Genomic DNA, 26,248 nt, shown 5'->3' on the forward strand with positions numbered 1-26,248 from the left:
GCTGACGATTTTTATTGATTGTGAAACCCTTCGCTCTTATATCGCGCTTGCCCAAAGTCGCACGTGCCTGTGGGTGTCCGCCGATCCTCGAATGGTGAGGGCAATCGGTAAGGTAACTGGAGCCAACCCCTCCAGTCGGTCAGTGGCCAACCACAAGACCGAGGACACCTTGAAGCAACGACGGTGCGGGCCTTTCTGGTGTCTGCCGGTCGTCCAAAGACCGGGGTTACTGAAGAGGCACACCTTCATTGCCGGCAGTGCGGACGGGTCCTCCCATCCAAGCCAAGGCAGACAAAGCGAACCGAGGCCGGGCAAGGCCAGGTTCACCGCCGCGAGACGGCGATCCGTGGTTCCGGGGTCTCCACCGGCTGGTTCCATGGATTTTCCGTCCCGCCTTTGTCCACCGCGAGTTCGCGAGGCCGAGCGCCCGCGTCCCGCAGCCTTTGTGCGCGCCGAAAGGCGCAGATGGAGAGACCTCGATGGCCAGCCAGCGCATCCTTGACTTTCTCGCCACCCGACGTCCGAACGGTCCCTGCCTCGTCGTCGACCTCGATGTCGTGCGCGACAATTTCCGCGCCTTCGAGAAGGCGTTGCCCGATTCCAAGATCTACTATGCGGTGAAAGCAAACCCGGCGCCGGAGATCCTGCGCCTGCTTGCTGCGATGGGCTCGTCCTTCGACACCGCGTCGGTTGCCGAGGTCGAGATGGCGATGGATGCCGGCGCGCCGGCGGATCGCATTTCCTTCGGCAACACCATCAAGAAGGAGCGCGACATTGCGCGCGCCTACCAGCTCGGCATCCGCCTCTATGCCGTGGATTGCGTCGAGGAGGTCGAGAAGATCGCCCGTGCCGCCCCGGGCTCGCGCGTGTTCTGCCGCGTGCTCACCGACGGCGAGGGCGCCGAATGGCCGCTGTCGCGCAAGTTCGGCTGCGTGCCGACGATGGCGGTGAATGTGCTGCGGCATGCCAAGGCGCTCGGCCTCGATGCCTATGGCGTGTCGTTCCATGTCGGCTCGCAGCAGACCGATCTCTCGGCTTGGGACCGCGCGCTGGGCGATGCCAAGAAGGTGTTCGCCACGCTCGCCGAGGAAGGCATCGTCTTGAAGATGGTCAACATGGGCGGCGGTTTCCCGACCCGTTACCTGAAGGACGTGCCGGCGGCGCAGGCCTATGGCCAGGCGATCTTCTCGGCGCTGCGCAAGCATTTCGGCAACGCGCTGCCCGAGACGATCATCGAGCCGGGTCGCGGCATGGTCGGCAATGCCGGCGTCATCAAGTCGGAAGTCGTGCTGATCTCGAAGAAGGCCGACAATGACAATGTGCGCTGGGTGTTCCTCGACATCGGCAAGTTCGGGGGCCTCGCCGAGACCATGGACGAGGCGATCCGCTATCCGATCGTGACGCCGCGCGACGGATCGGAGACCGCGCCTTGCGTGCTCGCCGGCCCGACCTGCGATTCGGCCGATGTGCTCTACGAGAAGACGCCTTATCCGCTGCCGCTGTCGCTCACCATCGGCGACGAGGTGCTGATCGAAGGTACCGGCGCCTACACGACCACCTATTCGTCGGTCGCCTTCAACGGCTTCGAGCCTCTCCGATCCTACGTGATCTGAAGGCGCGAGCCTTCAGATCAACCGGCGTGGGCGACATCGCCCGCCCGGGCTCGCTTGTGGAACAGATCTCCGCTCGTGAAGGATCGCGGAAATGGACTTTGCAGATTTCATCATCGAGGGCGCTGCGCGCCGGGTCTCCCCCCTCGAGGGGGAGATGGCCGCGCAGCGGTCAGAGGGGGGCGTCGCGCGTGGAGCGCCAGCGCCGCTTCTCGTCACGCTGGGCGCCGGTATTACATGCGCAACGACCCCCTCTGTCGCCTTTGGCGACATCTCCCGCTCGAGGGGGGAGATTGCGCCGGCCTTCGTCATCGTTGCCGAAGGCATCGGTGATATGCAGGCGCGCGAAGCGCTGCTCGACCGCGCCATGGGGCCGAAGCGCAGGAAGAAGTCGTCCGAGAAACTGCGGCGTGGCCGCCGGCCGTCGGAAGGCCTGGCCTTTGTCGCGCGCGACCCGTCGGGCGCGCTCGTCGGCACGGTTCGGCTGTGGGACGTGACGCTGGGCGAGGGTGGTCCGGCAGCGCTCCTGCTTGGGCCGCTGGCAGTCGAGCCGGGCCTGAGGAGCGGCGGCATCGGCTCGGCGCTGATGCGGCACGCGATCGCCGAGGCTGCGCGGCTCGGTCACGGCGCGATCCTGCTCGTCGGCGATGCACCCTATTACGGGCGGTTCGGTTTTTCGGCCGACCGCACCGGCTCGCTCGCCATGCCTGGGCCCTATGAGCGGCACCGCCTGCTGGCGCTCGAGCTGAAGGAGGGCTCGCTCGACGGGGCCGCGGGCACGATCAAGGCAGCCGGCCGCAAGGTCAAGGCGCTGGATTTCGTCGCCTGACTGTCGGAGGCATACCAATGCGGCGGCGCGCGTTCAAAAACGCGGCGCCGCATCGCTCTTCTAAAATAGTTGGCTGCCGGTCAGCCGAGCAACTGGCTGAGCGCCATGGCGACCGTCATGTCGCCCTCGACCTTCAGCTTGCCGGCCATGAAGGCCATGGTCGGGTTGAGGTCGCCGGCGATCAGCGAATCGAGATCGTCGAGCGAGAGCTTGATCGTGCAGTCGGTCGGGGCATCGGCGGTCGAAACGGTCGCGCCGTCGATCACGATGACGCCGTCGCTGCCGGTGTCGAACTTGACCGAATGCTCGAAGCCGGCGCTTGCCACCTGCGACCTGATCTTGTCGGCAATCTCCTGAACGCCCATGGCGGTTCTCCTCGTTTGGTTGCGTTTGACGCGCACCGGCCTTGGCCGCTGGGCGAAGCGCCGCGTCGCGCGGCAGCGCGGCGACAGCCATCGGCGCATATAGCTTCGGGTTGACGTTTACGTCAACGTGGCTGCCATGCGGCATGTCGCATCACCAGACGAGGGTGTGACCCCGCCAGTCGATCGCCGAGAGCGGATCAATGCTCCGGCTGGAACGGCTTGGTCATCGCTTGCGCGGTCTCGCCGGCAGTTTTGCGGCGGCGGATGGCGTTGTCGCGGATTTCGTCCTTGGACAGGAAGTTGACCTGGTCGATCAGCACGTCATGCACCAGCTCGACGCCGACGCGGGCGTTGACGGTATCGCGGATCGCTTTGCGGAAAGCATCGAGATCGATCGTGTCCTTCTTGGTGAAATCGATCTGCGGATTGGAATAGAGGTAGGAATAGACCTGATCGGTGATGATCGCCGGCGCCGGGATCGATAGTTTCTTTATCTGATCCGGCTCCACTGTGTAGACGAGCTTGGTGAGAAAATAGCCGTCGATCTTGGCATCGCGGATGAGCGGCACCGAAATGATGTCGGTCTTGACGTAGTCTAGACCGCCCAGCATCGGCTTCGGCGGCTCACCGACGCCGCGCTCGCCCGCCGCCTGGAAGGAATAAAACACGGCGCCGAGCGTTACGGCGCAGATCCAGAGCGCTGCGGCGAGGAACTTGATCACCGGATCCTACCTTGCTCCGCAGTCATCTCATTCAAGCCCGGGCGTATCCGAATTCGCCTGCCGAGTAGGTGCCGTCGGCATCGGCGCGCTGGATGGCGTTCTTCAACAGCGTGGCGACCTCGTTGACGGCATTGAGATGGGCAAGGATAGCCGCCTCGTTCTTTGCCAGCTTCTGGCGCAGCCGCGCCAGCCCCTCGCGATGCTGCTCGAGGAACTCGATCTCATTGGCGCCCTTCAGCGCGCGGGTCAGTTCGTAGAGATAGCGGCTTTTGCGGGCATTCGAGGCCTTGAGGTCGTAGCTGGTGCCGCTGCGGATACCCGCCGTCTCCTCGTCCACCGCCTCCTCGATCCGGCCGATGATGGCGGCGAGGTTGCCAGGCCGTGCAGCTGCGATCGGTGCTTCCGCGGCGGTGGTTCGTGCAGGCAGGTTGGAAAGGTCCGTTTGGTCGGCCATGTAGGTCCCTAGATCTTGATGTCCGTTTTTATGGTTGTGTCGTCACCGGTCATAGACCGGGCGGCCTTGCGCTCGAGCTCGTCGACCAGGGAGGTCGAAAGCCTGGTCTGCTGGTCGATCTCGGCTTTGTCCGGTCCGCCCCCAACGGACCCGACCGGCACCTTGTGTTTGCCGTCCAGATAATGGTCGGCAAGCATCGATCTCGCGATGCCGATCCCGCCATGCGCGGCCATGACATCGGCTACCTTTTCGGCAAGCTGCGATTTCCACATGTCGCCGGCCAGACCCTTGCCGTAAACGCCCTCGGTGTCCTTAGGCATCATGTTCTGGATGAAAGTGGTCAGCACCATCGCCTCGAAGCGCTGGAACTTTTTAGCCGGATTTGCCGCCTCGGCCTTGTCGGCAGCGGCGCGCGAGAGCACCGAGCCCGCCTCGACCGAGGCAGTCTGGTCGATCGAGAAGGTCTCCCCGGCACCGCCGGCCCGCCTCGCGAGTGCTGCCCGCGCGGCCTCGACGTCGGCCGGCTCCGCCGCACGGGCGACGTCCATCACGATGTCGCTGGGAGGTGAAATCGCCAAGAAAGCACTGCCTTTTGCCGGTTATGTCCGTTGCACAATGACGCAACAAGCTTGTGGCAGGCTTGCGGGGATGGCGAGGTGCAGTGCAGCCCGCTCCAAGCGGTGGCGCGCCCGCCGCCAGAGAGTCACCTCATCGATCGATCGTTCGGCCGAACCCCTCCGTAGCTTCGTACAAGCTCAAATCTTATTTTAGCAGGTATTAATATTTTAACGGTGTTGCCCCGCCGCCGGCGCAATTCGGGGTTTTGAAAACGACTAATTAACCCCGCCCCCTCATCCTCGAGACCACGCCTTGGAGACGTTGATCGTGAAAAGCGATGTCGTGCTGATCGCATTTCTGCTGTCGGTTGCCAGCCCATTTGCCGCCCAGGCCGGAACGGCGATGCAAACCAAAGGCAAGGCGTTCCCACCGCCGGCCTTCTATTCGTTCTGCAGCCGCCAACCCAGCCTCTGCAGCACGGCCGGCGGAACAAAGGTCGTCGCCCTGCGGCCTCAGCTCAGCGCGCAATTGAACGAGATCAACCTTTCGGTCAATTCACGCATTACCGAGGTCAGTGATCGAGCCGTTGTCGGCAAGAACGACGACTGGCGCGTGCCGACCGTGTCCGGCGATTGCGAGGATATCGCGATACTGAAGAAGCTCGAACTGATGAAGCGCGGCTGGCCGGCCTCGGCGCTGCTGTTGACCGTGGCAAGCTATCACGGCGAGGGACACACGGTGCTGACGGTGCGCACCAACGAGGGCGACCTGGTGCTCGACAACCTCACCAGCGCGGTCCGTGATTGGTCCAGCACGCCCTACAACTATTTCGCCCGGCAGGCGCAGGGCAATGGCAGGCGCTGGGAGCGGATCGGGGCGGCCAAGTCGGTCGGCACGACGGCGACCGGCATCTGACAGCCTCGTTCGCCGCGCGCCGGATCCACCGCTCTATCTTCTTGGTTTGACGCAAGTCCGGACGGGAGGCCACGGCGACGTCGCCGAGCCCAACCGTTTCATGCTTTTCCTGATTGCCCTAGTCATGTCCCCGCTTCTGGGCAATGAGGTCCAGCCGCTCGCGGTCTGAGCGTTCGCGCTCGTCGCGGCGGCGAGCGTCCCTATAGGCGCGCTCGACCATGTTGGTCCGCGCGGTCGCGGCGGCGATCAACGTCGCCTCCTCCCGGGCGCTTTCAAGATTCTGTTTTTGTTGGCCGAGCGCGTTCGCAATCCGGCGATGGTAAAGTTCCGGGAACAGGCCGGCCAGCGAGCTGTCAGCGTCGAAATGCCCGATGAGTTCCTTTGCTTCCGATTCGGCCGCCGCGGCCGCGGAGAGGAAGCCGGCATGACGAGTTTCGTGCACCGCCTTCAACTGCTCCTGCACCTTGACCAACTTCTTCAGTCTGTCCTTGCGCGAGGCCATCGCGGCTACCTCGCTAGCGTCAGGTCGACAAAGCCGTCGACGAACAACGACAGCAAGGTGCCGATGGCAAAGTAGAAGATGATCAGCCCGCCGGCGATGACGAAGGGCAGCGAGATGAAATACACCGGGATCTGCGGCGTCAGCTTGTTGACGAAGCCGATCGTCAAATTGACCAGAATGGCGTAGGCGACGAAGGGACTGCCGAGCCGGATGACCAGGAAGAAGGCGTCCGACACCGTGTCGGTGACGTCGACCAGCGCCGCCTGCGGGTTGAAGAATACATTGACCGGAGCAACCGTGTAGGAGGCGACCAGCGCGCGCACGATCTCGTGGTCGAAATCGAAGACGAAAAGCAGGAGCAGCGCCGAGAACGAGATGATGGCGGCGAGCGCAGCCTGCGGCTCCGGCTCCTCGATCGCCGGGCCGCCTGAGCCGCCATAGCCGATCATCATGGCGATGGCCGAGCCCATGAACCGCAGCGCTTCCATATAGAGCCTGGTCATGGCGCCGATCAGCCCGCCGACCAGAAGCTCGGAAACGATCATCGGCACCAGAACCTGCGGGCGCGGGTCGACATAGGGATAGATGCGGTCCCAGAGGAAGGCGAGCAGGCCGCCGGTGGCGGCGATCGACACAAACAGCCGGACCTGGAGAGGCACGCGGGCGCTCGACAGGCCGGGCATCAGCATGAAACAGGCGCCGATGCGGCAGAAGGCGAGGAAGGCGGCGATGACGACGCCTTGCGAGAGCGCGTTCACGAGATCGTTCCGAGCACCTTGATTTCGACGCCCTTGGCGATCTCGACGTGGCTGAGCACGGGCAGCGTGGTGAACAGCCGCTCGATGATCATGCGCACATAAGGCCGCGCGTCCGGCGCGGTGACCAGCACGAAGCGCTCGCCGGCTTCGAGATGCTTGCGGATCGCCTTGGTGGCGTCCTGGCCGAATTCCTCGAGCTGGCGCGGATCGATGTCGAACTCGCGCACCTCGCCCTTGGCGTCCCGCTTGAGGCTCTGGTGAAAGGCGAGGTCCCATCGGTTGCCGAGGCGCAGCACCTTGAGCATGCCGCCCTCGGAGAGATCGCCGCAGATCTGCTGCGCCATGCGGATGCGGACATGCTCGACGATCTGCTCGGTGCGGCGCACGTGCGGCGCGATCTCGGCGATGGCCTCGATGATCAGGTGCAGGTTGCGGATTGAGACACGCTCGGCAAGCAGAAGCTTCAGCACCGCCTGCAGGCCGGGATAGGAGATGTGCGACGTGCAGATCTCGTCGGCGAGCTTGCGGTATTCGGGGTCCAGCCGCTCGAGGAGCGCCTTCATGTCCTTGTAGGACAGAAGCTGCGGCAGGTTGTTGCGGATCACCTCGGAGAGGTGGGTGAGCAGCACCGACATGTTGTCGGCAAAGGTGTAGTTCTCGCGCTTCAGATCTTCGGCGAAGGTTTCCAGCACCGAATAGGCGCGCATGCCGAAAGCGGGCTCGCGGATTTCCTCACCGGGGATGTCGGGCACGCCGCGGGTGCCAAGCAGCACCATGATTTCGCCGACGCGCATCTGGTATTCGGCAACGACGGTGCCGTGGACCTTGATCTGATAGCTCTTCGGCGGGATGGCGAAGTCGTCGGCGACGCGCACCTCCGGCACCACGAACCCATATTGCTGGGCGAATTTCTTGCGCATCTTCGACATGCGGAACACCAGCTCCTGATGTGCGACCAGCAGCCTGGTCGAGAGCTGCTTGCCGATCAGCAGCTCGATCTCGGCAGTCGCAAGCGAGGCCTTGACCGAATTCTTCTCCTCCTCGACCTTGTCGGCCTTCTCCTTGTTCTTCTGCGCTTCGGCTGCCGCCAGCGCGCGGTTGTGGCGTAGCGGGATGACGTAGCCGAGGCCGGCCATGGCGCCGGCAAGGGCAAAGAACGGGAATAGCGGCAGACCGGGCATAAGGCCGAGGATGACGAGCAGCGAGGCCGCGACATAGAGCGCGCGCGGATGCGCGCCGAGCTGGCCGAACACCGCCTGATTGGCGGAGCCCCGCGTGCCGCCCTTGGAGACGAGCATGCCGGCGGCGAGCGAGACGATGAGGGCCGGGATCTGGGTGACGAGGCCGTCGCCGACCGACAGCTTGATGAAGACGTCGGCCGCCTGGCCGAGGCCCATGCCGTGGCGCAGATAGCCGATGGCGATGCCGCCGACGATGTTGATGGCGGTGATGATGAGGCCGGCGATGGCGTCGCCGCGCACGAATTTCGACGCGCCGTCCATCGAGCCGAAGAAGGAGGATTCTTCTTCCAATTCGCGGCGGCGAAGCTGCGCCGTCTTCTCGTCGATCATTCCGGCGGAAAGGTCGGCGTCGATCGACATCTGCTTGCCGGGGATGGCGTCGAGGGTGAAGCGCGCACCGACTTCGGCGATGCGGGTGGCGCCCTTGGTGATGACGATGAAGTTCACCACGATCAGGATCATGAAGACGATGAGGCCGATGACGAAGTCGCTCGACATCACCAGCTTCGAGAAACCCGAGATGACGTAACCGGCGGCATGCGTACCCTCATTGCCATGCGACAGGATCATGCGCGTGGTGGCGATGTTGAGCGAGAGCCTGAGCATCGTGGCGATGAGCAGCACGGTCGGGAAGGAGGAGAAATCCAGCGGCCGCTGGATCCAGAGCGCCACCATCAGGATCAGCACCGAGAGCGCGATCGAGAAGGCAAGGCCGATGTCGATAAGAAAGGCCGGGATCGGCAGGAACAGCACCGCCAGGATGACGACGATGCCGAGCGCGAAGAAAACGTCGCGGCCGTTCTTGGCCGCCAGGCCGGACGGGATTGTTTCGCTGATCGCCATATCGTCCTCGAATCCAGACTTGCCCAGCGCAAAGGCAGGCTCCCGACCTTAACCGGTCAAGCTTGCGCGAAGGTGGGAGAGGGGCTACGGGATTTGAGCCGGCTGGCGAAAGGAAAGGCGCATGCTCCTCATCATCGGCACGATTCGGCTGCCACCCGACAGGCTCGAGCAGGCAAGGCCGGCGATGGGACGAATGATTTCAGCGAGTCGCGCCGAAGCCGGCTGCCTCGCATATTCCTATGCGCAGGATGTTCTCGATCCCGGCCTGATCCATGTCTCGGAAGCCTGGCGGGATCGTGCGGCGCTCGAGGCGCATTTCAAGTCAGCGCATATAGCCGAATGGCGCGCGAGCTGGGCGGAACTCGGCATTGGGGATCGGAAGCTGGCGCTCTATGAAGCGGGCGAGGGTACTGCGATCTAACCGGCCGCGCCCGCGATCGAGACGGCGACCAGCCAGCGCCGGACGGCGCGCTCTTCGTTGGCCGAAAGTGCGGCGGTCAGCTCGCGTTCAAGCCGCTGCACCCGCTCGCGACATTTCTTCAGCAAGGCACGGCCGCTGTCGCTAAGATCAAGGTGCTGGATGCGCCCGTGCACCGCATGCGGCTTGCGGACCACGGAACCGGCCTTTTCCAGATTGCCGACGATCACGCTCACCGTCTGCGGCGTCAGCACCGCGAGCCGGGCGAGGTCGGCATTGGAGATGCCTGGATAGGCCGACAGCATGGTCAGCGTCGCGAATTGCGGCTGCGTGACGCCGAACTCATCCAGCGCCCGCTCGACCCGCAGCCTGTAGGCGCCGGCGGCCTGGCGCAGCAGGTAGCCGAGATAACCTTCCTCGCCGCGCTTGCCTTTGCCAGGGGCCGGAATTTCCGGTTTCTGCTTGCGCACGATGTAAGAGCTCTTATATGTTGTTCGAACTCTGATATTATCGCAAGATGGAATGGAAGACGATGGGCTATCGCATCTTTCTTGCTGGTGGTTCCGGCGCGATCGGCCGCCGCCTGATCCCGCAACTGGTCGCTGCCGGCCATCAGGTAGCTGCGACAACGCGCCGGGCCGAGAAGGCCGAGGCGCTCCGCGCGATCGGGGCCAGCCCGGTGGTGATCGATGTGTTCGATGCCGGCGACCTGCTTGCGGCGGTCGCCGAGGTGAAGCCGGAGGTCGTGATCCATCAGCTTACCGATCTGCCGGCCGGACTCGATCCCAACAAGATGGGCGAGGCCATCATCGGAAAGGCGCGCGTCCGCGACGAGGGGACCCGCAATCTGGTCGAGGCCGCGGCGTCGGCCGGCGCCCGTCGCCTGATCGCGCAGAGCATCGCCTGGGCCTATGCGCCCGGACCCGAGCCGCATGCCGAAACCGATCCGCTCGACAGCGGCGCCGAAGGCGGCCGCGGCATCAGCGTCGGCGGCGTGATCGCGCTCGAACGCCAGGTTCTCGAGGAGCCCATGACGGGCATCGTGCTGCGCTATGGGCATCTCTACGGGCCTGGTACCGGAGCCGACGCTGCCGCCGACCCGGCGCTGCATGTCGATGCCGCCGCTTATGCGGTGCTGCTTGCCGTCGAGCGCGGTGCGCCGGGCGCCTTCAACATCGCCGAGCCGAACGGCCATGTCGCGACCGACAAGGCGGTCAGCGAACTCGGCTGGCGGCCCGACTTCCGTCTGGCTGTGTGAGGCAGACGGAGGAATTGCCGCCAAAGGACAGACCTGGTTCGAGCCGCCGGGCACGGTGCATCGTTCGCGGAGAAGGCGAGCGCAATGGAGCCGGCGGAGCTGCTGGCGACCTTCGTCGCGAGGGACGATTGCGGGCCGCTGACCATCTTCGATCAGTGACATTTTCCCGTTCTCGCAGCGAGGGTAGCCGGCCCAACCGTCGCTAATCGACGCAACGCCAAAATGGCGCCACAAGGGGTCGGCATTGCGGTTGCCACTCCATGCCGTCGGGCGTATCAGGCGCGGCAGCATCCATCCTCCGCATACCGGCGAGCCGCTCCGTTGCCTGCCATAAACGAACCGCAAGTCTACGCCCGCCGGCTTCGGGCGGTGCTGATCAATTCCATTCCCGTGCTCGAGGCGCGCGGCATCGTCATTGTGCTGATGGCGGGGATGGTCGGCATGATCGCGGGCGCCCTGGTCACCGGCATGAGCGCGCTGGTGCAAGCCATGCACTTCCTGCTCTTTGACGTGCAGCCGGGCGGGCGTCTTTCAGCGATGTTTTCGCTGGCCAGTCCGGTGCAGGCGATGTTTCCGGCGATCGGGGGACTGCTGCTCGGCCTTTCGGTGATCTGGCTGAGAAGGCGGAAGTTCAGAACGCCTGTCGACCCGATCGAAGCCAACGCGCTCTACGGTGGGCGCATGTCGCTCACCGATACGTTCATCATTGTCGGCCAGACCATGATCTCCAGCGGCTTCGGCGCCTCGGTCGGTCTGGAAGCCGGTTATACGCAGGTTGGTTCCGGCATCGCCTCGCGGCTGGCGCGCGCCTTCCGGCTGCGCCGCAACGACGTGCGCATCCTGGTCGGCTGCGGCGCCGCCGGCGCGATCGCTGCCGCCTTCGACGCGCCGTTGACGGGTGCCTTCTACGGCTTCGAACTGGTCATCGGCATCTACTCGGTGGCCAATGTGGCGCCGGTCATGACGGCGGCGATCGCCGCCTCGCTGACGGCTGAGATGTTCGGCGGCGTGCCGTTTCCGCTCGAACTTTCCGGCCTGCCGACGCTGACCGCCAGCCAGTATGTGCCGTTCCTGCTGCTGGGACTGCTCGGCGGGGCGGCGTCCATCGCGATCATGCATCTGGTGAGCCTTATCGAGCGCGTCTTTGTGCGGCTGGCGATCGACGCTTCCGTCAGACCTTTCATCGGCGGCATCGTTGTCGGGCTGCTCGGGCTGGTCACGCCGCAGGTGCTGTCCAGCGGACACGGCGCACTCCACCGCGAGTTCGCCATGAACTACGCGCTTCCCGTGGTGGCCAGCGTCTTCGTGCTGAAGCTTGCTGCCTCGGCGATCTCGCTCGGCTCCGGTTTCCGCGGCGGTCTGTTCTTCGCCTCGCTGTTCCTGGGGGCGCTGCTCGGCAAGGTCTTTGCCGGCGTCATGGCGATGGCTGCGCCCTCAACCGCGCTCGATCCGGCGGTCGCCGCTGTCGTCGGCATGACGTCGCTTGCCGTCGGTGTCGTCGGCGGCCCGCTGACCATGACTTTTCTCGCGCTGGAATCGACGCGCGACCTGACGCTCACCGGCGTGGTGCTGGCAGCGTCGATCATGTCGGCCATCCTGGTCCGCGAGACCTTCGGCTACTCCTTCTCGACCTGGCGCTTCCATCTGCGCGGCGAGACGATCCGCAGCGCCCACGACGTCGGCTGGATGCGCAGCCTCAATGTCGGGTCGATGATGCGCAAGGACGTCCGTACTATCGATGCTTCGATTACCTTGGCCGAGTTCCGCAAGGAGATCCCGCTCGGCTCGGCGCAGCGCGTCATCGCCGTCGAAGGGGGCCGGCACTATGTCGGCGTGCTGCTCGTGGCCGAACTGCACAGCGACCTCTCAGACGGCGAGACTCCGGTGCAGGCGCTCGCGCAGTTCAAGGATGCGGTGCTGGTGCCGTCGATGAACGTCCAGTCCGCCGCCGAGACCTTTCAGCGCGCCGGCGCTGAAGAGCTAGCGGTCGTTGAGGATTTCGACGACCGCATCGTGCTTGGCCTGCTCACTGAAAGCCATCTGATGCGGCGCTACGCCGAGGAGCTGGACAAGGCGCGGAGGGATCTTTCCGGCGAGGGCTGAGCCCTGATTTAATCGGCGGTCTTGCGGCCCTGCTTGGCGACTTTCCGCAGCATGGATGGGCCCAAGCGAAGAGACTCGGCTCGAGCTTTTCCATCTGTTTTGGCGCCACCCTGCCTTGCGACGAGATAGTTGGTCATCAACCTTGCCTCAACAGGCTCCGACATAAAGAACCCTTGTGCGCCGTGACAGTGTTCGTGGATCAGGAAGTCGAGTTGGGCTTCGTTCTCCACCCCTTCCGCAACAACGGTCAGGCCTAGCGAATTGGCCAGCGCGATGATGCCTCGGACCACGTTCTGTTTCTTCGTGGAGGAAGCCAGATCGCTGAGGAACGAGCGATCGATCTTTAATTGGTTCAAGTCGAAATCGGCAAGGTATCCGAAGCTCGCATAACCTGACCCAAAATCGTCGAGTGCCAGGCTCACTCCGAGGTTTCTAATCTTGCCGATACTCTCCAGGGCATTGCGGCTGTTCTGGATGAATATCCCTTCAGTGATCTCCAACTGCAGACGCGATGGAAGCAACCCCGTTTGCCGCAGCGTCTCGGTGAGATGCGTCAGATAGGCATCGGTCTGGAGGCTTCTTCCGGAGACGTTGACCGAGCAGATGAACTCTTCGGTGGAAATAGGCATCCATCGGGCGGCTTGCTCGCAAGCCTTGCCCAGAACCATCTTGTCGAGTTCCAGTATCAGCTCACTTCGTTCCGCGATCGGAATGAACGATGCCGGCGCACGAACCGCTCCCGAGACCGGGTCGTGCCAGCGGACCAGCGCCTCGGCCCCGATCATGCGGCCGGTCGCCAGCTCGAACTGGGATTGCCAGACCAGGAAGAACTCGTCGCAATTGAGGGCCCGCTTGATGGCCGCTTCTTCACCGAGCTGCATGTCGATCTGACTGAGGATCGCGGGCGAAAACGTCACGAAACCGGACCGCCCTTCGGCCTTTGCCGTGTAGAGAGCGCTATCGGCACTGTGCAGCAACGTGGAAATGTCGGAACCGTGCTGAGGGAAACATGCCATGCCGATGCTGGCGCCAATGCGCACCTGATGGCCCTCCAACTCTGCGAACCTGTTCAGCCGTTCGCGCAGACGTTGCCCCAAATCGTCATGATCATTCCGATCGGCAATAGCCATGATGGCGAATTCGTCTCCGCCCAATCGCACGGCGGCTACGTCGCCGGGCCGCTCGACCGACTGAAGGACCTCGGCAACCGCCTTCAGCAGCAGATCGCCGACGTGATGGCCGAAGGTGTCGTTCACGCTCTTGAAATGGTCGAGATCGATCAGGAGCAGCTGAAGCTGCCTACCGGTCTCCCTCGCCCGGTCCAGCATGGCGTCCCTGTTGGCTGCCATCCAGGCACGATTCTTCAGTCCGGTGGTCGCGTCGCGCCAGGCGAGAAATTCCAGCTTCTTTATCGTTTCCCGGCGCCCGATGAACAGAACCGCCGTCCCGATTGCCAGCAGCGACAAGATCGTCAGAGCAAAGGCTATCTGATAGTTGAACCGATTCAGGCTGACTTCCGACGCATAGAGATCGGCGTTAACGCCCTCGCCGTATTTGTAGTACTCGTCGTTCATCCGGCCGACGATCTGCTCCAGTTCCAGACCGAGTTCCTTCAAGCGCTGCTGATCGAACGGGAGCCCCGCCGCGATCACGGCGTCGAGCCGCGTTACCGCGTCGTTCACGCGCGGCACGATGCCTGCATATGCGGGAATTGCGCTGATCGTTTCGCCGCCGTCGACCCGCTTGAAGCGGATGTAAACCAGGTCGTTTGCAGCGGCCAGATGATCTAGGCTCGCCTGAGAGTTGGGCGCGACCTCAGCAAGCGAGATCATATCCCTCAGGTGGGTCACGTCGCGTATGGCAATATGGAATTCGCGGATGGCGAAGAACCCGAACCGGGGCAGCGAAGACTCGATCTTGCTGATACTGACAAACAGCATGACGATGAGGATCGCGGAACCGACCGCCGCCAGCCCTATGGCACTGCCATAGGTAAGCGGAATGCGCCAGCCTCTCAGTCGAGATCCCACCATGGAGGCCTACCAGCCGGTCAGTTGTCGGACTCGATCGTCTTGATCAGCCAAATCCATCGCGGTTTGCGGATCGGCGTGTCGAAGGCGGGGAAATCCTTGAGAGGATAGACCAAGCGGGTCGGACCTTGTGTTCGTCGGGTGAGCAACTCCCCGTCCTGGCGCGTCGCAAGAAGCAGAGGACCTTCCGTCCAATCCTCGTGCGGAATCACCTGCACGTAATCGTCCGCGGCCCTTAGAGTGACGGAATCCCTATCTGCCAATCCCAGGGACTTAAGCACGTCTCGGAACAGGACGCCTTCAAACGTCAATTGCCCTTGCTCGAAAGGACTTGTGGTGATGACTTTGTAGAGGCCGAGCTTTTCCAACTGCCTCAGTGTGACCGGGATCTGCTTGCCGTCCTTCTGAACGGTGAAAGCTACGGAGTCCGGCGGCTCCGGATAGCTGGCCGGTTCCAACGCCCGTGCAGTCAGAGTGCCGATCGCCAAGACAGCCAGCATCAGCAGGCTGCGCACGAGCATCAACGGTCCTTTTCTTAGCCAGGATGACATATCGCAATCCCTTCCCGCTCAGCAGATCGACAATGGTCCTTGCTGTACGACATCTTGCCGGCCGACATTCGATACTGCCGTTGAATGCTTAATTTTTTGATCGGCTTCCGTTCCCCGCCATGGGACCGTGGAAATGGCATCCGCCCCCTATTGCCAGCTGTACAGTGGTACTGTACAAGGTGTTAAGTGGAGGAAAACGGGATGCGCGAGGCTTCGGAGGACGGCCAGGCTCCGGCGACGAACGGTGCCGGCACGGCTGCAGCTCATGCGCAGCAGGTGCTGGGCGTGCGGCTCAAGGCCCTGCGCCTCGCTCGCCGTCTATCATTGCGTGACCTCGCGGAAGCGACCGGAACGAGCGCCAGCTTCATCAGCCAGCTTGAACGCGGGCTGACCGGCGCCAGTACTGCCTCGCTCAACCAGATGGCTTCGGCGTTGGGCGTGAGCGTCGCGATGCTGTTCGAGGAAAGCGCGACACAGAACCATGGCGTGCTCCGGCGCAGCGAGCGGCCAAGCCTTCCGCCCAGCAACGGCTGCCGTAAGATGCTGCTTTCCCGCCCGCCGCTGAGCGACATGGAGGTCTATGTCGGCGAGTTCGATATCGGCGGCTCGACCGGCTCCGCGCTTTACACGCATGGCGACGCGCAGGAGATGCTGATCGTCCTTCGCGGTGTCGTCGAGGTCTCTCTTGGCGACGCCCGCCACGTCCTCGAAGAAGGCGACAGCATCGAATACGCGACATCGACACCACATCGCAGCGAGAACATCGGCAGTGGTCGGGCCGAGGTGATGTGGATCATCGCACCGCCGACCTCGGCACGCGCCGAGCTCGATCAATACAAGCCCTGGAAACCGCTCGCGGCCAGGTAGTCCGATTAAACGCGGGCATAATGGGAGAGTCAGAGTTATGTTGAAGTCGAAACTTGCAGGTCTTGGCGCCGTGCTGGCGCTCGGAATGCTGACAACCACCGCCTTCGCACAGGAAAAGCCTGTCGCGGGCGAGGTGAAGGAAGGCTCGCTCAAGGGCAAGACCCTGACCTTCGTCTCCTATGGCGGCATCTATCAGGATGGCCAGGTGGCGGCGCTGAAGGAGTTCGTCGAGAAGTCCGGCGTCAAGCTGCTCAATGACGGGCCGACCGAGATCGCCAAGCTGCAGGCCCAGGTCGAATCCGGCAACGTCACCTGGGACGTGGTCGATACCGGCGATCTGCCGCCTTACGTCCATTGCGGAAAGCTGTTCCAGAAGCTCGATCTCTCGAAGCTCGACGTCTCGAAGATACCCGAAGGACAGGTCGGCGAGTGCTCGGTTCCGGCGATGAACTACGGCGTCGTGCTGATGTACAATAAGGAGAAGTACAAAGATAACCCGCCCAAGAACTGGGCTGACTTCTTCGACACCGAAAAGTTCCCCGGCGTGCGCGCCCTGGACGGATCCGGCGATCCGACCGGTGGCCTGCTCGAACAGGCCTTCAAGGTGGCGGGCGGCGATCCGAAGGCGATGACTGCTGCCGACATCGACAAGGCCATCGACGTGATTCGCAAGCTCGGCCCGGACACGATCTACTGGAAGACGGGCGCTGAATCGCAGCAGCTCGCGGAGTCCGGCGAAGCCGACATGCTGATGATGTGGACCGGCCGCGCCATGACGGCGGTCAAGAACGGCGCCAAATACGCGCCCGCCTGGCAGGACTGGCTGGTGGTGATGGACCAGATGACGATCCCCGTCGGCGTCAAGGATACGGATGCCGCCTATGCGCTGCTGAATGCCTACCTCGGCAAGCAGGCGCAGGAGATTCTCACGCAGCAGACCTCCTACACGCCGATCAACAACGATGCGAAGCCGAAGGTTGACGAGTCGGTCGCAGCGTTCCTGACCAACACGCCCGAGCGCCAGAAGCAAGGCTACAAGCAGAACATCAAGTTCTGGGTCGAGAACTTCCCAGTGGCGCAGGAGAAGTGGTCCGCGCTGATGGCCGGCAACTGAGCTGACGGAGGCAAGGCCCGTGAGCGCGCTCGAACCGACGATCCAGACTGCCGAAAAACGGGCAGGATGGGCCTGGCGGCCGTTCGCGCTCACGCTGCCGGCCATGATCCTGCTCGCAGCTGTGATCGGCTATCCGCTGCTCACCATCGTGCTGCGCAGCCTCTCGGAGCCGGAATGGGGCGTGCAGAACTATGCCTGGTTCTTCGGCGCGCCCGTCAATCTCGCGGTGCTCCAGCGCACATTCACCATCTCGGCATGGGTGACGCTGGTCTGCGTGGTTTGCGCTTATCCTTATGCTTACCTCATGACCGCGGTCGGGTCGCGCGTGCGGCTCGTCCTGGTTCTCTGCGTGCTGATCCCATTCTGGGTGAGCGGCGTGGTGCGCACACTCTCCTGGGTGATCCTGCTGCAGGATTCCGGCGTCATCAACTCGCTGCTGAGATCAGCCGGCTTCGCGGGCATCCGGCTGATCCGCACCCAGACGGGCGTGGTGATCGGCATGGCGCAGGTGCTTTTGCCCTTCATGATCCTGCCGCTTTATTCGGTGATGAAAGGCATCGACCTCAGGCTGGTGCAGGCGGCGCGAAGCCTTGGCGCCCGGCCGTCCCGCGCTTTCTTCACAGTCTACCTGCCGCTGTCGCTGCCGGGCGTCTATGCCGGCGCAATCATCGTCTTCATCCTGGCGCTGGGCTTCTACATCACGCCGGCACTGCTCGGCGGGCCGCGCTCGACGATGCTGTCGACACTGGTGCAGACCCAGGTGCTCAGCCTGCTGCAATGGGGACGCGGCGGCGCGATGGGCGTGGTGCTGCTGGTCACGACCTTCCTGTTGCTGGCGCTTGCAGCGCCGGTGATGCGGTCGCGGCACCGGGAGGCGGGGCGGCGCTGATGGAAATGAAGACGCTCACCCGTGTCGTTCTCGGCCTTGTCAGCCTGCTGGTGGCGATCTGGCTGGTGGCGCCGACGCTGGTCGTCGTGCCGATGTCGTTCAACGGCAACAAGTCGCTCTCCTTCCCACCGCAAGGCTTCTCCTGGCAGTGGTACGAGAATTTCGTCACGAATCCAGAATGGTCGACCAGCTTCCTCAATTCCCTGAAGGTCGCCTCGATCGTGGCGGTGCTGGCAACGGTGCTCGGCACGCTGGCCGCCTTCGGGCTCGACCGTATGAAGGCACGGCCTGCCAATTTGCTGCGGATGCTGATGCTGACGCCGATGGTTGTGCCGGGCGTGGTTCTGGCCATCGGCATCTATGCCGTCTATCTCGATGCGCAACTCGTCGGCACGCTGCCCGGCTTCGTGCTCGCCCACACCATCCTGGCGCTGCCCTTCGTGCTGATCGCCGTGTCGGCCAATCTGGAAGTGTTCGACAGGCGGCTGGAGACGGCTGCGGCGAGCCTCGGCGCCGGCGCGCTCACCACGTTCCGGACGGTGACGCTGCCGCTGATCCTGCCCGGCATCCTCTCCGGCCTGCTGTTCGCCTTCGCGACGTCCTTCGACGAGATCATCGTCTCGCTGTTCATCACCAACCCCTATCTCAAGACCCTGCCGGTGCAGATCTTCTCCTCGATCACGCGCGACGCCGACCCGACGGTCGCGGCCGTCGGCACGATCCTTTTGTGCGCCACGACCATCCTGATCGGCGGCGGCATGCTTCTTCTTGGCCGCGAGCGGAAGGGACGCTTATGAACCCAAGACCGGACAATCGCGGCGCGGCGATCGACCTCGAATCCGTCACCAAGGCCTATGGCGCGTTCAAGGCGCTGGACGGCGTGTCGCTCAGGATCGAGCCCGGCGAGTTCATGACGCTGCTTGGGCCGAGCGGCTCCGGCAAGACGACGACGCTCAATGTGATCGCCGGCTTCACGGATGTGTCGAGCGGCAAGCTGCTGGTCGGAGGACAAAGTGTCGTCGGCGTGCCGGCGCACAAACGCAACATCGGCGTCGTCTTTCAGCACTACGCATTGTTCCCGCATATGACGGTCGGCCGCAACGTCGCCTATCCGCTGACGCTGCGCGGCGTTGGGCAGGACGATCGGAAGCGGCGCGTGGCCAAGGCGCTCGACATGGTCAAGATGGGCGACTTCGCGCATCGCTATCCGAGCGAATTGTCGGGCGGCCAGCAGCAGCGCGTGGCGCTGGCGCGGGCCATCGTCTTCGACCCGCCGCTGCTCCTCATGGACGAGCCGCTCGGCGCGCTCGACAAGAAGCTGCGCGAATGGCTGCAGCTCGAGATCAAGCGCATCCATCGCGAGCTCGGCACCACCTTCGTCTATGTCACGCACGACCAGGAGGAGGCATTGGTGCTGTCGGACCGCATCGCCGTGTTCAACCGCGGCCGCATCGAGCAGGTCGGCACTGGACGGCAGCTCTATGACGAGCCGGCAACGCTGTTCGTCGGCCGCTTCATCGGCGACTCCACGGTGCTGCGCGGCGAAGCCAGAAGTGACGGGACCGGCACTGCGCTGACCATCGCCGGCGAGACGGTCGCCGCGCCGCGCCGGCTTGCCGGAGAAGCCAGCCCGGTGATGCTGCTGCGGCCCGAGAAACTTGCCATTCGCCGGCCGGGGCAAGCCGACGGCAAGAACCGCCTGGCGGGAACGATCGCCGAGGCGATCTATCTTGGCTCGGGATCGAAATACGAAGTGAAGCTCGGCGACGGCTCGACCGCGATCGTGCGGTCGCCGCTGACGGGCGAGAATTTCGCCCTCGGCGAGAACGTGGAACTCTGCTTTGACGGCGCCGACGCCAAGCTTCTGCCCGACGACAGCACGGCAGACACGACGCTCACCTGATCCCTCTCTCCGGTCTCCTGGAAGCCATCCCATGCAAGTCAAGCGCAACGGCGACATCTCGTTCTGGTATGCGGATCTGGGCGCGGTCCCAAGCCCGCGTCCGCCCTTGCCCGGCGACATCGAAGCCGATGTTGCGATCGTCGGCGCCGGCTACACCGGGCTCTGGACCGCCTATTATCTGAAGAAGGCGAAGCCCTCGCTTCGCATAGTCCTGCTCGAACGCGAATTCGCCGGCTTCGGTGCCTCGGGGCGCAATGGCGGCTGGCTTTCGGGCGGCTTCGGCTGGTCGCGCGAAAAATATCTAAAGACCTCGACCCGGCAAGCTGTCAGCGCCATGCAGGCAGCGATGGCGGGCTGTGTCGACGAGGTGATCCGGGTGGCGACGGCCGAAGACATCGACGCCGACATCCGCCGTGCCGACAATCTGACGGTCGCCACCAATGCCGCACAGCTCCAACGTGTGCGCGAGGCGTGCGAGACGATCCGCTCCTGGGACGCCGACCCCGAGCGCATCGAATTGCTCGACGCTGCAGCCACACGCGCGCGCATCAATATCGCGAATGTCATGGGCAGCTTCGTCATCCACGGCCAGGCGCGGGTGCAGCCGGCCAAGCTGGTGCGCGGGCTGGCGGAAGCGGTCGAGCGGCTCGGCGTGCCGATCTACGAAAAGACGACCGTGACGTCGATCGCCAAGGGCAGGGTGGCCACCGACCGTGGCACGGTGCGGGCGGAAACGATAATTCGCGCGACGGAGGGGTTCACGGCCGGCATTCCCGGGGAAGAGCGGACATGGCTGGCGCTCAACAGCGCGCAGATCGTGACCGAGCCCCTGCCACAAGAACTCTGGCGCGAGATCGGCTGGGACGGGCATGAGCTCCTCGGCAATGCGGCGCACGCCTATTGCTATGCCCAGCGCACGCGCGAGGGCCGTATCACCATGGGCGGACGCGGCGTGCCCTACCGCTATGGCTCGCGCACCGACGTCAACGGTCGGACGCAGCAGGCGACGATCGACCAGCTGCACACGATCCTGACGACGCTGTTGCCGCAGACGGCCGGGTGCCGCATCGACCACGCCTGGTGCGGCGTGCTCGGCGTGCCGCGCGACTGGTGCACGACGGTCGGCCTCGACCCCAGGACGCGCATCGGCTGGGCCGGCGGTTATGTCGGGCTGGGCGTGTCGAGCTCAAACCTTTCGGGGCGCACGCTTGCCGATCTGATCCTCGGCAATGACACGGATCTTACGCGACTGCCCTGGGTCAACCGCAAGGTCAGACCGTGGGAGCCGGAACCGTTCCGCTGGCTCGGCGTCCACTCGATGTACCAGCTCTACCGCATCGCCGACCAACGCGAGGCCGCCGGGCTCAATTACACTTCGAAATTGGCCGCCCTGGCCGACAGCATCACAGGCCACTGAGACGGTTCGGCGTTCGCCGAACCGCTCTAACTCTTTGTTTTCGCGCAATTCCGGACGGAAAACCATTGCACTTTCCTGGAATTGCTTTTGACACTGGAGCCTATCTTGATCGACCTTTCGACCTTCCGCGACCTCGCCACGGCCGATATCGGCGCCTTTTCACCGAAGCCGACCTCGATCGAAGGCGATCAGGTCGAAGCGGTGCGCTCGTTCTTCCAATCGCCGGACGGGACCGTCGATATCGGCATCTGGGAATGCACGCCCGGCCGCTTCACCGCCGACCGCTCGGGTTCATCCGAGATCTGCCACATCATCTCCGGTCGCGTGGAAGTGAGCCGCGCCGACGGCGAGATGCGTGAGCTGGGGCCTGGCGATCTGCTCGTCCTGCCGAAGGGCTGGAAGGGCGAGTGGCTTATTCATGAGACGACGCGCAAGCTCTATATGATCCACAGCGCTGGCTGATCGGAACTAGATATTCCGGGCCAAAAGACGCGGGTTAGTGATCGATCGGCCCCTTGGGCGAGACAAGGGCCGTGCCGGCGGTGGTCGGGCGTTCGATCATGCGGCGCACACGCGGCGGGTTCTCGCCGCTGTGCAGCGCGCGGATGCGCTCGCCGACAACGGCGTCGGCATGGGTGGCACGCCGGTTGTGGCGGATATACTCGACCCAGGTCGGCGTGTGGTAGTGTTCGATCCAGATGCCCGGATTTTCGAGATCGCGGGCGAGCGTCCAGTTGCGGGCGCCGTCGCGGCGGCGGATGCGGCCACGCTCGGCCATGGTTGCGAGGAATTCCGGCACGTCCTCCTCGCGAATGATGTATTCGATCATGATGGCGATCGGGCCGCTGCGCGGCTTCAAATCGAGCGCCAGCATCGGCTCCTTGAACCGGTTGAGCGGATCGAGGTTGAGAGCGGTGTGCTGCGGCAGCGGCAGGATCAGGCCGATGCCGCCACCGACGAGCATGGTGACAGCGGCAACCATCAATGCAGTCTCCGCGCCATGGGCGTCGGCGACGACGCCCCAGATCCAGCTGCCCAGCGCAATGCCGCCGAAGGTTGCTGTCTGGTAGATCGACAGCACGCGCCCGACCACCCAGCGCGGCGTCGACATCTGCACCGTGACGTTGAAATGCGAGAGCGCGATCACCCAGCAGGCACCGCCGATGAGCAGGCCCGCCGACGTCTGCCAGGCATTGTCGCTGACGGCGGCGTTGAAGGCGCAAAGCGCGAAACCGGCGAAGGCGGCGCGCACCATCGTTTCGCTGGAGAGCAATTGTCTGAGCCTCACGCTGATCAGCGCACCGCCGACCGCGCCGATACCGAAGGCGCCAAGCATGATGCCGTAGGTCAGCGCGTCGCCCTTGACGACATCGCGCGCCACCAGGGGCAGCAGCGCCAGCACCGCGCCGGCGCTGAAGCCGAAGGCGAAGCCTCTCGCCAGCACCTTGCCGATGTTCGGCGACATGGCGACATAGCGCAGGCCGGCTCCCATCGCGGCGCCGAGCGATTCCCGCGGCAGGGTCGGCGCGGGCACTTCCGGCTTCCAGCGGAAAAGCACGACGATCAGGCCGATATAGCTGATGGCGTTGGCGGCGAAGGCCGCCGCCGCCCCTGCGGCGGCGACGATGATGCCGCCGATCGCCGGGCCGACGCTGCGCGTGATGTTGAAGCCCATTGAGTTGAGCGCGATCGCCGCCGGCACCTTGGCGCGCGGCACCATGTCGCCAACCGACGCCTGCCATGACGGGCTGTTCAGCGCCGTGCCGCTGTCGATCAGGAAGGTGAAGGCAAGCAGCGTCCACGGCGTCATCCAGCCGAACCAGGTGAATACGGTGAGCAGTGCCGAGACCACCAGCATGAAGCTCTGCGCCACCAGCATGACCTTGCGGCGGTTGAAGCTGTCGGCAATGGCGCCGGCAACAAGCGCGAACAGCATGATCGGCAAGGTGGTCGAGGCCTGGACCAGCGCCACCTGGTAGGATGAGGTGGCGATCGTCGTCATCATCCAGGCGGCGCCCACGCCCTGGATCAAGCCGCCGAAATTCGACACAAGGCTCGCCGACCAGACGGCACGGAAGATGCCGTGCCGGAACGGCGCCAACGCCGAGACGCGTTCGCTTTCCGGCTCGTCGTCGATCATGGTCGCTGTCCCGCCTTCATCTTGCTGTCTTGCGCTCGCCCGACGCCATTATCGCGCCGGCGACTCGCCAAAGCATCCCGGTCCAACAACAGGAAGGCAAAGGCGAAAATGCGTCGGCGAAGCTTTAAGCCAAGCATCTTGCCGGTGTGGACCAAACTTTTGCTGGTCCGCGCGGGCGGGATGCCCGCAGCCGCAGGTCAGAAGCCGTGCTCGATGCGTTCGAAGATGACGTTGGTGAAGGCCGAGATCTGGCTGCCGATGAACGGGCCGGTCAGCGCCACGACCAGCATGATGGCGACGATCTTGGGCACGAAAGTGAGGGTGATTTCCTGAATCTGGGTCAGCGCCTGGATGAGCGCGATGCCGATGCCGACGGCCATAGCCACGAGCACCACCGGCGCGGAAGCGGTAAGCACCGTCCACACCGCATATTGCACGATATCGAGGGCATCGGCCTCGTTCATGGGCAGACTCTATACAAAACTCTAGGCGGCCGGCTTGATCGATACGCCCGCGCCGACAGGGACCTCGGTGCCGTCCTGCAGCACCGCGATCAGGCCGCTGCTGGCGAGCTTCACCGAAGCCACGGTCCCTGTTGTCTTGCCGTCGGCGGCGGTGATCGAACGGCCGATCAGCGCGTCCGCCTGCGACAGCGCCGAGGATTGCATGATCTGGTCGAGCTTGCTGTTGGTCTGCACCGATTGCTCGACCTGCGAGAAGGTCGCGAGCTGGGCGACATATTCCGTCGAATCCATCGGCTTGGTCGGATCCTGGTTCTTCATCTCGGCGATCAGAAGCTTCAGGAACGACTGGTAGTCGACCGCCGTCTTCGAGGTCTGCTGGCTGCTGGCCTGGGTGGCGCCAACCGGGATCGTCGTTGTCATGTCCACGGCCATCTTTATGCTCCCACAGTCAGCGCGCGCGGCGCTTCCGGAATGTCGTCATTGCCGCCAAGCGCCTGGCGCTCGAGCGGATAGAGCGCGCGGATCGCCTTCAGCGCCTCGTAGATATGATCCTCGCCGACCATGCGGTCGATCTGCTTCAGCGCGCTGCAGATTTCCTGGTTGTCGAAGCTTGCGATCAGCATCGGCAGCGAGCGGCGGAACATGTCGCGGGCCTCGGAGGCGCCCGGCGGGTTGATCAGCATGATCTGCACGATGAAATAGAGCTGCCTGAGCGGCGTCAAGGCCTGCTCGGCCTGGATGACGTGGCTTTCGAGCAGGAACTGAACGTCGTTCATCAGCTCGATCGTGACCTTGCGGTCGACCCGGATGACGGCGCCGTTGATGTAAATCTTCTCGTTCGGCTTCAGCGAGATCTTCAGCGTGTTGCTCATTGGATGCCGTCTCGGATGATCTGGGAGACCTCGATCAATCCTTCGAAATTGTTGGTGCGGCCCTGCCGGATGTCTTCGGTTTCGCGCAGCAGCCAGAGGCCGATCGAGATCAGATTGGCGCGCAGTTCCTTGGGCAGCGCATTGTCGCTGGAGCCGAGATCCTCGACGAAGGTGGTCCAGATGCGGTTGGTGAAGTGCAGCGCCTCGACCGCCTCAATCGACTCCGGCCCAACGGAAGCTGCCGTGGACAACATGTCGATCGATCGGGTGAGCAATTGCCGCTCCCGGTCCTTGGCGTCGGCGACGGAGTCGGTCTGGATGTCGGCGTAGGAGAATTGATACATCGTCGGAGCTCTGGCGTTCCGGTGAGAGTGTCAGGTGAGATAGTTCAACAGGCTCAGTTGCTGCAGTCGCGCGGTCAAGGCGAAGGACGTTTCGATATGCTGCGTCAGGTCGGCCACGCGGGTGGCGGCCTCCGAGGGATCGACGCCTTCGAGGTCGATGATGTGCTTCTCGAACAGATCGACCTGGGTCTTCATGCGATCGCTGGCGTCGGACACGCGCTTCTGGGTGAGGCCGGCTTCGGACTGCACCTGGACGATGCCGCCGATGGCCTCGCCGACCAGCTTTTGCGCGCGGCTGACGATCGTATTCTGCCCGGCCTCGCTGATGTTGCCGGCAAAGAGCGTGCCGACCATGGCGGCCGCCATGGCGAGCTTGCGGATGCCTTGCTCGTTGGCGCTGACCGACGTCTGCGTGGTCTCGTTCAATGAAATGCGGCTGGTGATCTGGTCGTCGGTGGCGTTCGACCAGTTGGCCTGCCAGCCGGAGCCCAGGAACTGCGGCTCGACCGCGGTGGTGATGAAGTCGTCCATCTGGGCGGCGGTGATGTTGGCGGCCGCGGGGTCGTTCTGGGTGAAGCCGAAATAGCTGGTGAAGGCGGCGTCGAACGCCGCCTTGGCGGGCGAGCCGGCGGCGCTGAAATCGTCGATCGGCTTGACGTCGGTGTTGGTCCCGGCAAACAGGTATTCGCCGTTGACGCTGGTGTTGAGGATGCCCGTCATCTGCTGCAGCGCCGTGGCGCCGGCGGTCTGGGTGATGCTGGTCGAGGAGTCGCCCGATACGGCGCTGGTCAGCGCCGGCAGCAGATCCTGCGCGACATCGGAGAGCTGACCCAGCGAATCCTGTGTCGAAGTCAGACGCGCGGCGACCAGCGAGTTCGAATCGACGATGCCGTTCAACCGGTCGAGATCGCGCTGGAAGGTGACGGCCTGTGTCGTGCGCCCGCCGAGCGCCAGGCCGACATCCGCTACCTTGCCGGTCTGGGATTCGGTAGTCGCCTTGATGAGCTCGGCCTGCATGCGCATCTGCTGATAGCGCAGGGCGTTGGAGATGGCGGCTGAGGAGACGGCTGTCGCTTTCATC

29 protein-coding genes are annotated in these 26,248 nt (G+C 64.0%); 13 read left to right on the plus strand and 16 right to left on the minus strand.

Annotated features, from left to right (window positions below):
- Positions 1–479: 479 nt before the first annotated feature.
- Together odc2 and A9K66_RS17665 are read left to right on the plus strand one after the other, a co-directional pair.
- Positions 480–1,613: an ornithine/lysine decarboxylase gene (gene odc2 / locus A9K66_RS17660; RefSeq protein ID WP_067325986.1), complete on the plus strand. Its 1,134-nt coding sequence runs from the start codon at positions 480–482 to the stop codon at positions 1,611–1,613.
- 331 nt (positions 1,614–1,944) lie between these two features.
- A complete protein-coding gene (locus tag A9K66_RS17665; protein WP_067327048.1) occupies positions 1,945–2,439 on the plus strand; it encodes an N-acetyltransferase in 495 nt (164 codons plus the stop codon).
- 80 nt (positions 2,440–2,519) lie between these two features.
- On the opposite strand, the gene A9K66_RS17670 is transcribed toward A9K66_RS17665, so the two are convergent.
- The 4 genes from A9K66_RS17670 to A9K66_RS17685 form a co-directional block, all read right to left on the minus strand.
- On the minus strand, positions 2,520–2,804 hold the full coding sequence (locus A9K66_RS17670) for an SCP2 sterol-binding domain-containing protein (protein WP_067327050.1): 285 nt from the start codon (positions 2,802–2,804) through the stop codon (positions 2,520–2,522).
- Between the two features lie 197 nt (positions 2,805–3,001).
- Positions 3,002–3,526 (minus strand): hypothetical protein, encoded by a 525-nt coding sequence (locus A9K66_RS17675; RefSeq protein ID WP_067325989.1) that lies wholly within the window; start codon positions 3,524–3,526, stop codon positions 3,002–3,004.
- A gap of 31 nt (positions 3,527–3,557) precedes the next feature.
- Positions 3,558–3,980 (minus strand): hypothetical protein, encoded by a 423-nt coding sequence (locus tag A9K66_RS17680; protein WP_067325992.1) that lies wholly within the window; start codon positions 3,978–3,980, stop codon positions 3,558–3,560.
- 8 nt (positions 3,981–3,988) lie between these two features.
- Entirely contained in the window at positions 3,989–4,558 is a 570-nt protein-coding gene (locus tag A9K66_RS17685; protein ID WP_067325995.1) for a rod-binding protein, read from the minus strand.
- A 307-nt stretch (positions 4,559–4,865) separates the two neighbouring features.
- Between A9K66_RS17685 and A9K66_RS17690 the strand changes: the two genes are divergently transcribed.
- Positions 4,866–5,453: a transglutaminase-like cysteine peptidase gene (locus A9K66_RS17690; RefSeq protein WP_067327052.1), complete on the plus strand. Its 588-nt coding sequence runs from the start codon at positions 4,866–4,868 to the stop codon at positions 5,451–5,453.
- A gap of 118 nt (positions 5,454–5,571) precedes the next feature.
- Here A9K66_RS17690 and A9K66_RS17695 read toward each other — a convergent pair whose 3' ends face one another.
- From A9K66_RS17695 to flhA, 3 genes are read right to left on the minus strand one after another with little or no spacing between them, the layout of a single operon-like run.
- On the minus strand, positions 5,572–5,955 hold the full coding sequence (locus tag A9K66_RS17695) for a hypothetical protein (protein WP_067325997.1): 384 nt from the start codon (positions 5,953–5,955) through the stop codon (positions 5,572–5,574).
- A 5-nt stretch (positions 5,956–5,960) separates the two neighbouring features.
- Positions 5,961–6,713, minus strand: a complete 753-nt coding sequence (gene fliR, locus A9K66_RS17700) for a flagellar biosynthetic protein FliR (protein WP_067326000.1) — start codon at positions 6,711–6,713, stop codon at positions 5,961–5,963.
- Complete coding sequence (gene flhA, locus A9K66_RS17705) at positions 6,710–8,797, minus strand: flagellar biosynthesis protein FlhA (RefSeq protein ID WP_067326003.1); 2,088 nt, start codon at positions 8,795–8,797, stop codon at positions 6,710–6,712. Before flhA ends, fliR begins: the two co-directional genes overlap by 4 nt.
- Positions 8,798–8,918: 121 nt before the next feature.
- On the opposite strand from flhA, the gene A9K66_RS17710 reads away from it, so the two are divergent.
- The gene (locus A9K66_RS17710; protein WP_067002458.1) at positions 8,919–9,218 is read left to right on the plus strand and encodes a putative quinol monooxygenase; all 300 of its coding nucleotides are present in this window, start codon (positions 8,919–8,921) and stop codon (positions 9,216–9,218) included.
- On the opposite strand, the gene A9K66_RS17715 is transcribed toward A9K66_RS17710, so the two are convergent.
- Positions 9,215–9,685, minus strand: coding sequence for a MarR family transcriptional regulator (locus A9K66_RS17715; RefSeq protein WP_067326006.1), 471 nt, complete (start codon positions 9,683–9,685; stop codon positions 9,215–9,217). The two genes, A9K66_RS17710 and A9K66_RS17715, sit on opposite strands and share 4 nt — an antisense overlap.
- Before the next feature lie 47 nt (positions 9,686–9,732).
- Between A9K66_RS17715 and A9K66_RS17720 the strand changes: the two genes are divergently transcribed.
- Together A9K66_RS17720 and A9K66_RS17725 are read left to right on the plus strand one after the other, a co-directional pair.
- Complete coding sequence (locus tag A9K66_RS17720; RefSeq protein ID WP_245307578.1) at positions 9,733–10,473, plus strand: NAD(P)-dependent oxidoreductase; 741 nt, start codon at positions 9,733–9,735, stop codon at positions 10,471–10,473.
- A gap of 321 nt (positions 10,474–10,794) precedes the next feature.
- Positions 10,795–12,576, plus strand: coding sequence for a chloride channel protein (locus A9K66_RS17725; RefSeq protein ID WP_067326009.1), 1,782 nt, complete (start codon positions 10,795–10,797; stop codon positions 12,574–12,576).
- An 8-nt stretch (positions 12,577–12,584) separates the two neighbouring features.
- Here A9K66_RS17725 and A9K66_RS17730 read toward each other — a convergent pair whose 3' ends face one another.
- Together A9K66_RS17730 and A9K66_RS17735 are read right to left on the minus strand one after the other, a co-directional pair.
- Positions 12,585–14,609 (minus strand): bifunctional diguanylate cyclase/phosphodiesterase, encoded by a 2,025-nt coding sequence (locus A9K66_RS17730; RefSeq protein WP_067326013.1) that lies wholly within the window; start codon positions 14,607–14,609, stop codon positions 12,585–12,587.
- 17 nt (positions 14,610–14,626) lie between these two features.
- Positions 14,627–15,127, minus strand: coding sequence for a molybdopterin-dependent oxidoreductase (locus tag A9K66_RS17735; protein ID WP_067326015.1), 501 nt, complete (start codon positions 15,125–15,127; stop codon positions 14,627–14,629).
- A gap of 231 nt (positions 15,128–15,358) precedes the next feature.
- On the opposite strand from A9K66_RS17735, the gene A9K66_RS17740 reads away from it, so the two are divergent.
- The 7 genes from A9K66_RS17740 to A9K66_RS17770 all read left to right on the plus strand — a co-directional run bounded on the left by A9K66_RS17740 (position 15,359) and on the right by A9K66_RS17770 (position 21,809).
- Positions 15,359–16,024, plus strand: a complete 666-nt coding sequence (locus tag A9K66_RS17740) for an XRE family transcriptional regulator (protein WP_067327057.1) — start codon at positions 15,359–15,361, stop codon at positions 16,022–16,024.
- A gap of 37 nt (positions 16,025–16,061) precedes the next feature.
- The gene (locus tag A9K66_RS17745) at positions 16,062–17,138 is read left to right on the plus strand and encodes an extracellular solute-binding protein (protein ID WP_067326018.1); all 1,077 of its coding nucleotides are present in this window, start codon (positions 16,062–16,064) and stop codon (positions 17,136–17,138) included.
- 19 nt (positions 17,139–17,157) lie between these two features.
- Positions 17,158–18,027: an ABC transporter permease gene (locus tag A9K66_RS17750; RefSeq protein ID WP_067326021.1), complete on the plus strand. Its 870-nt coding sequence runs from the start codon at positions 17,158–17,160 to the stop codon at positions 18,025–18,027.
- Entirely contained in the window at positions 18,027–18,824 is a 798-nt protein-coding gene (locus A9K66_RS17755) for an ABC transporter permease (RefSeq protein WP_067326024.1), read from the plus strand. The genes A9K66_RS17750 and A9K66_RS17755 overlap by 1 nt, the downstream gene beginning before the upstream one ends.
- Entirely contained in the window at positions 18,821–19,930 is a 1,110-nt protein-coding gene (locus A9K66_RS17760; protein ID WP_067326027.1) for an ABC transporter ATP-binding protein, read from the plus strand. Before A9K66_RS17755 ends, A9K66_RS17760 begins: the two co-directional genes overlap by 4 nt.
- 31 nt (positions 19,931–19,961) lie before the next feature.
- Positions 19,962–21,347: an FAD-binding oxidoreductase gene (locus A9K66_RS17765; protein WP_067326030.1), complete on the plus strand. Its 1,386-nt coding sequence runs from the start codon at positions 19,962–19,964 to the stop codon at positions 21,345–21,347.
- A 105-nt stretch (positions 21,348–21,452) separates the two neighbouring features.
- On the plus strand, positions 21,453–21,809 hold the full coding sequence (locus A9K66_RS17770; protein ID WP_067326033.1) for a cupin domain-containing protein: 357 nt from the start codon (positions 21,453–21,455) through the stop codon (positions 21,807–21,809).
- Between the two features lie 34 nt (positions 21,810–21,843).
- On the opposite strand, the gene A9K66_RS17775 is transcribed toward A9K66_RS17770, so the two are convergent.
- The 6 genes from A9K66_RS17775 to A9K66_RS17800 form a co-directional block, all read right to left on the minus strand.
- Positions 21,844–23,487, minus strand: a complete 1,644-nt coding sequence (locus tag A9K66_RS17775; protein ID WP_067326036.1) for an MFS transporter — start codon at positions 23,485–23,487, stop codon at positions 21,844–21,846.
- A 197-nt stretch (positions 23,488–23,684) separates the two neighbouring features.
- Complete coding sequence (gene fliQ, locus A9K66_RS17780; protein ID WP_027165133.1) at positions 23,685–23,951, minus strand: flagellar biosynthesis protein FliQ; 267 nt, start codon at positions 23,949–23,951, stop codon at positions 23,685–23,687.
- A 21-nt stretch (positions 23,952–23,972) separates the two neighbouring features.
- Positions 23,973–24,383 carry a flagellar hook assembly protein FlgD gene (gene flgD, locus A9K66_RS17785; protein WP_067326039.1) on the minus strand — a complete coding sequence of 137 codons (411 nt, stop codon included), beginning with the start codon at positions 24,381–24,383 and terminating at the stop codon, positions 23,973–23,975.
- Between the two features lie 2 nt (positions 24,384–24,385).
- Positions 24,386–24,823 (minus strand): flagellar biosynthesis repressor FlbT, encoded by a 438-nt coding sequence (flbT, locus tag A9K66_RS17790; RefSeq protein WP_067326041.1) that lies wholly within the window; start codon positions 24,821–24,823, stop codon positions 24,386–24,388.
- Entirely contained in the window at positions 24,820–25,167 is a 348-nt protein-coding gene (gene flaF, locus A9K66_RS17795; protein WP_067002429.1) for a flagellar biosynthesis regulator FlaF, read from the minus strand. Before flaF ends, flbT begins: the two co-directional genes overlap by 4 nt.
- A 30-nt stretch (positions 25,168–25,197) precedes the next feature.
- Complete coding sequence (locus tag A9K66_RS17800) at positions 25,198–26,247, minus strand: flagellar hook-associated family protein (protein WP_067326044.1); 1,050 nt, start codon at positions 26,245–26,247, stop codon at positions 25,198–25,200.
- Position 26,248 lies beyond the last annotated feature (1 nt).

The organism is Mesorhizobium sp. AA23 (genome assembly GCF_001672435.1).
In the GTDB taxonomy this organism is placed as follows: domain Bacteria; phylum Pseudomonadota; class Alphaproteobacteria; order Rhizobiales; family Rhizobiaceae; genus Mesorhizobium.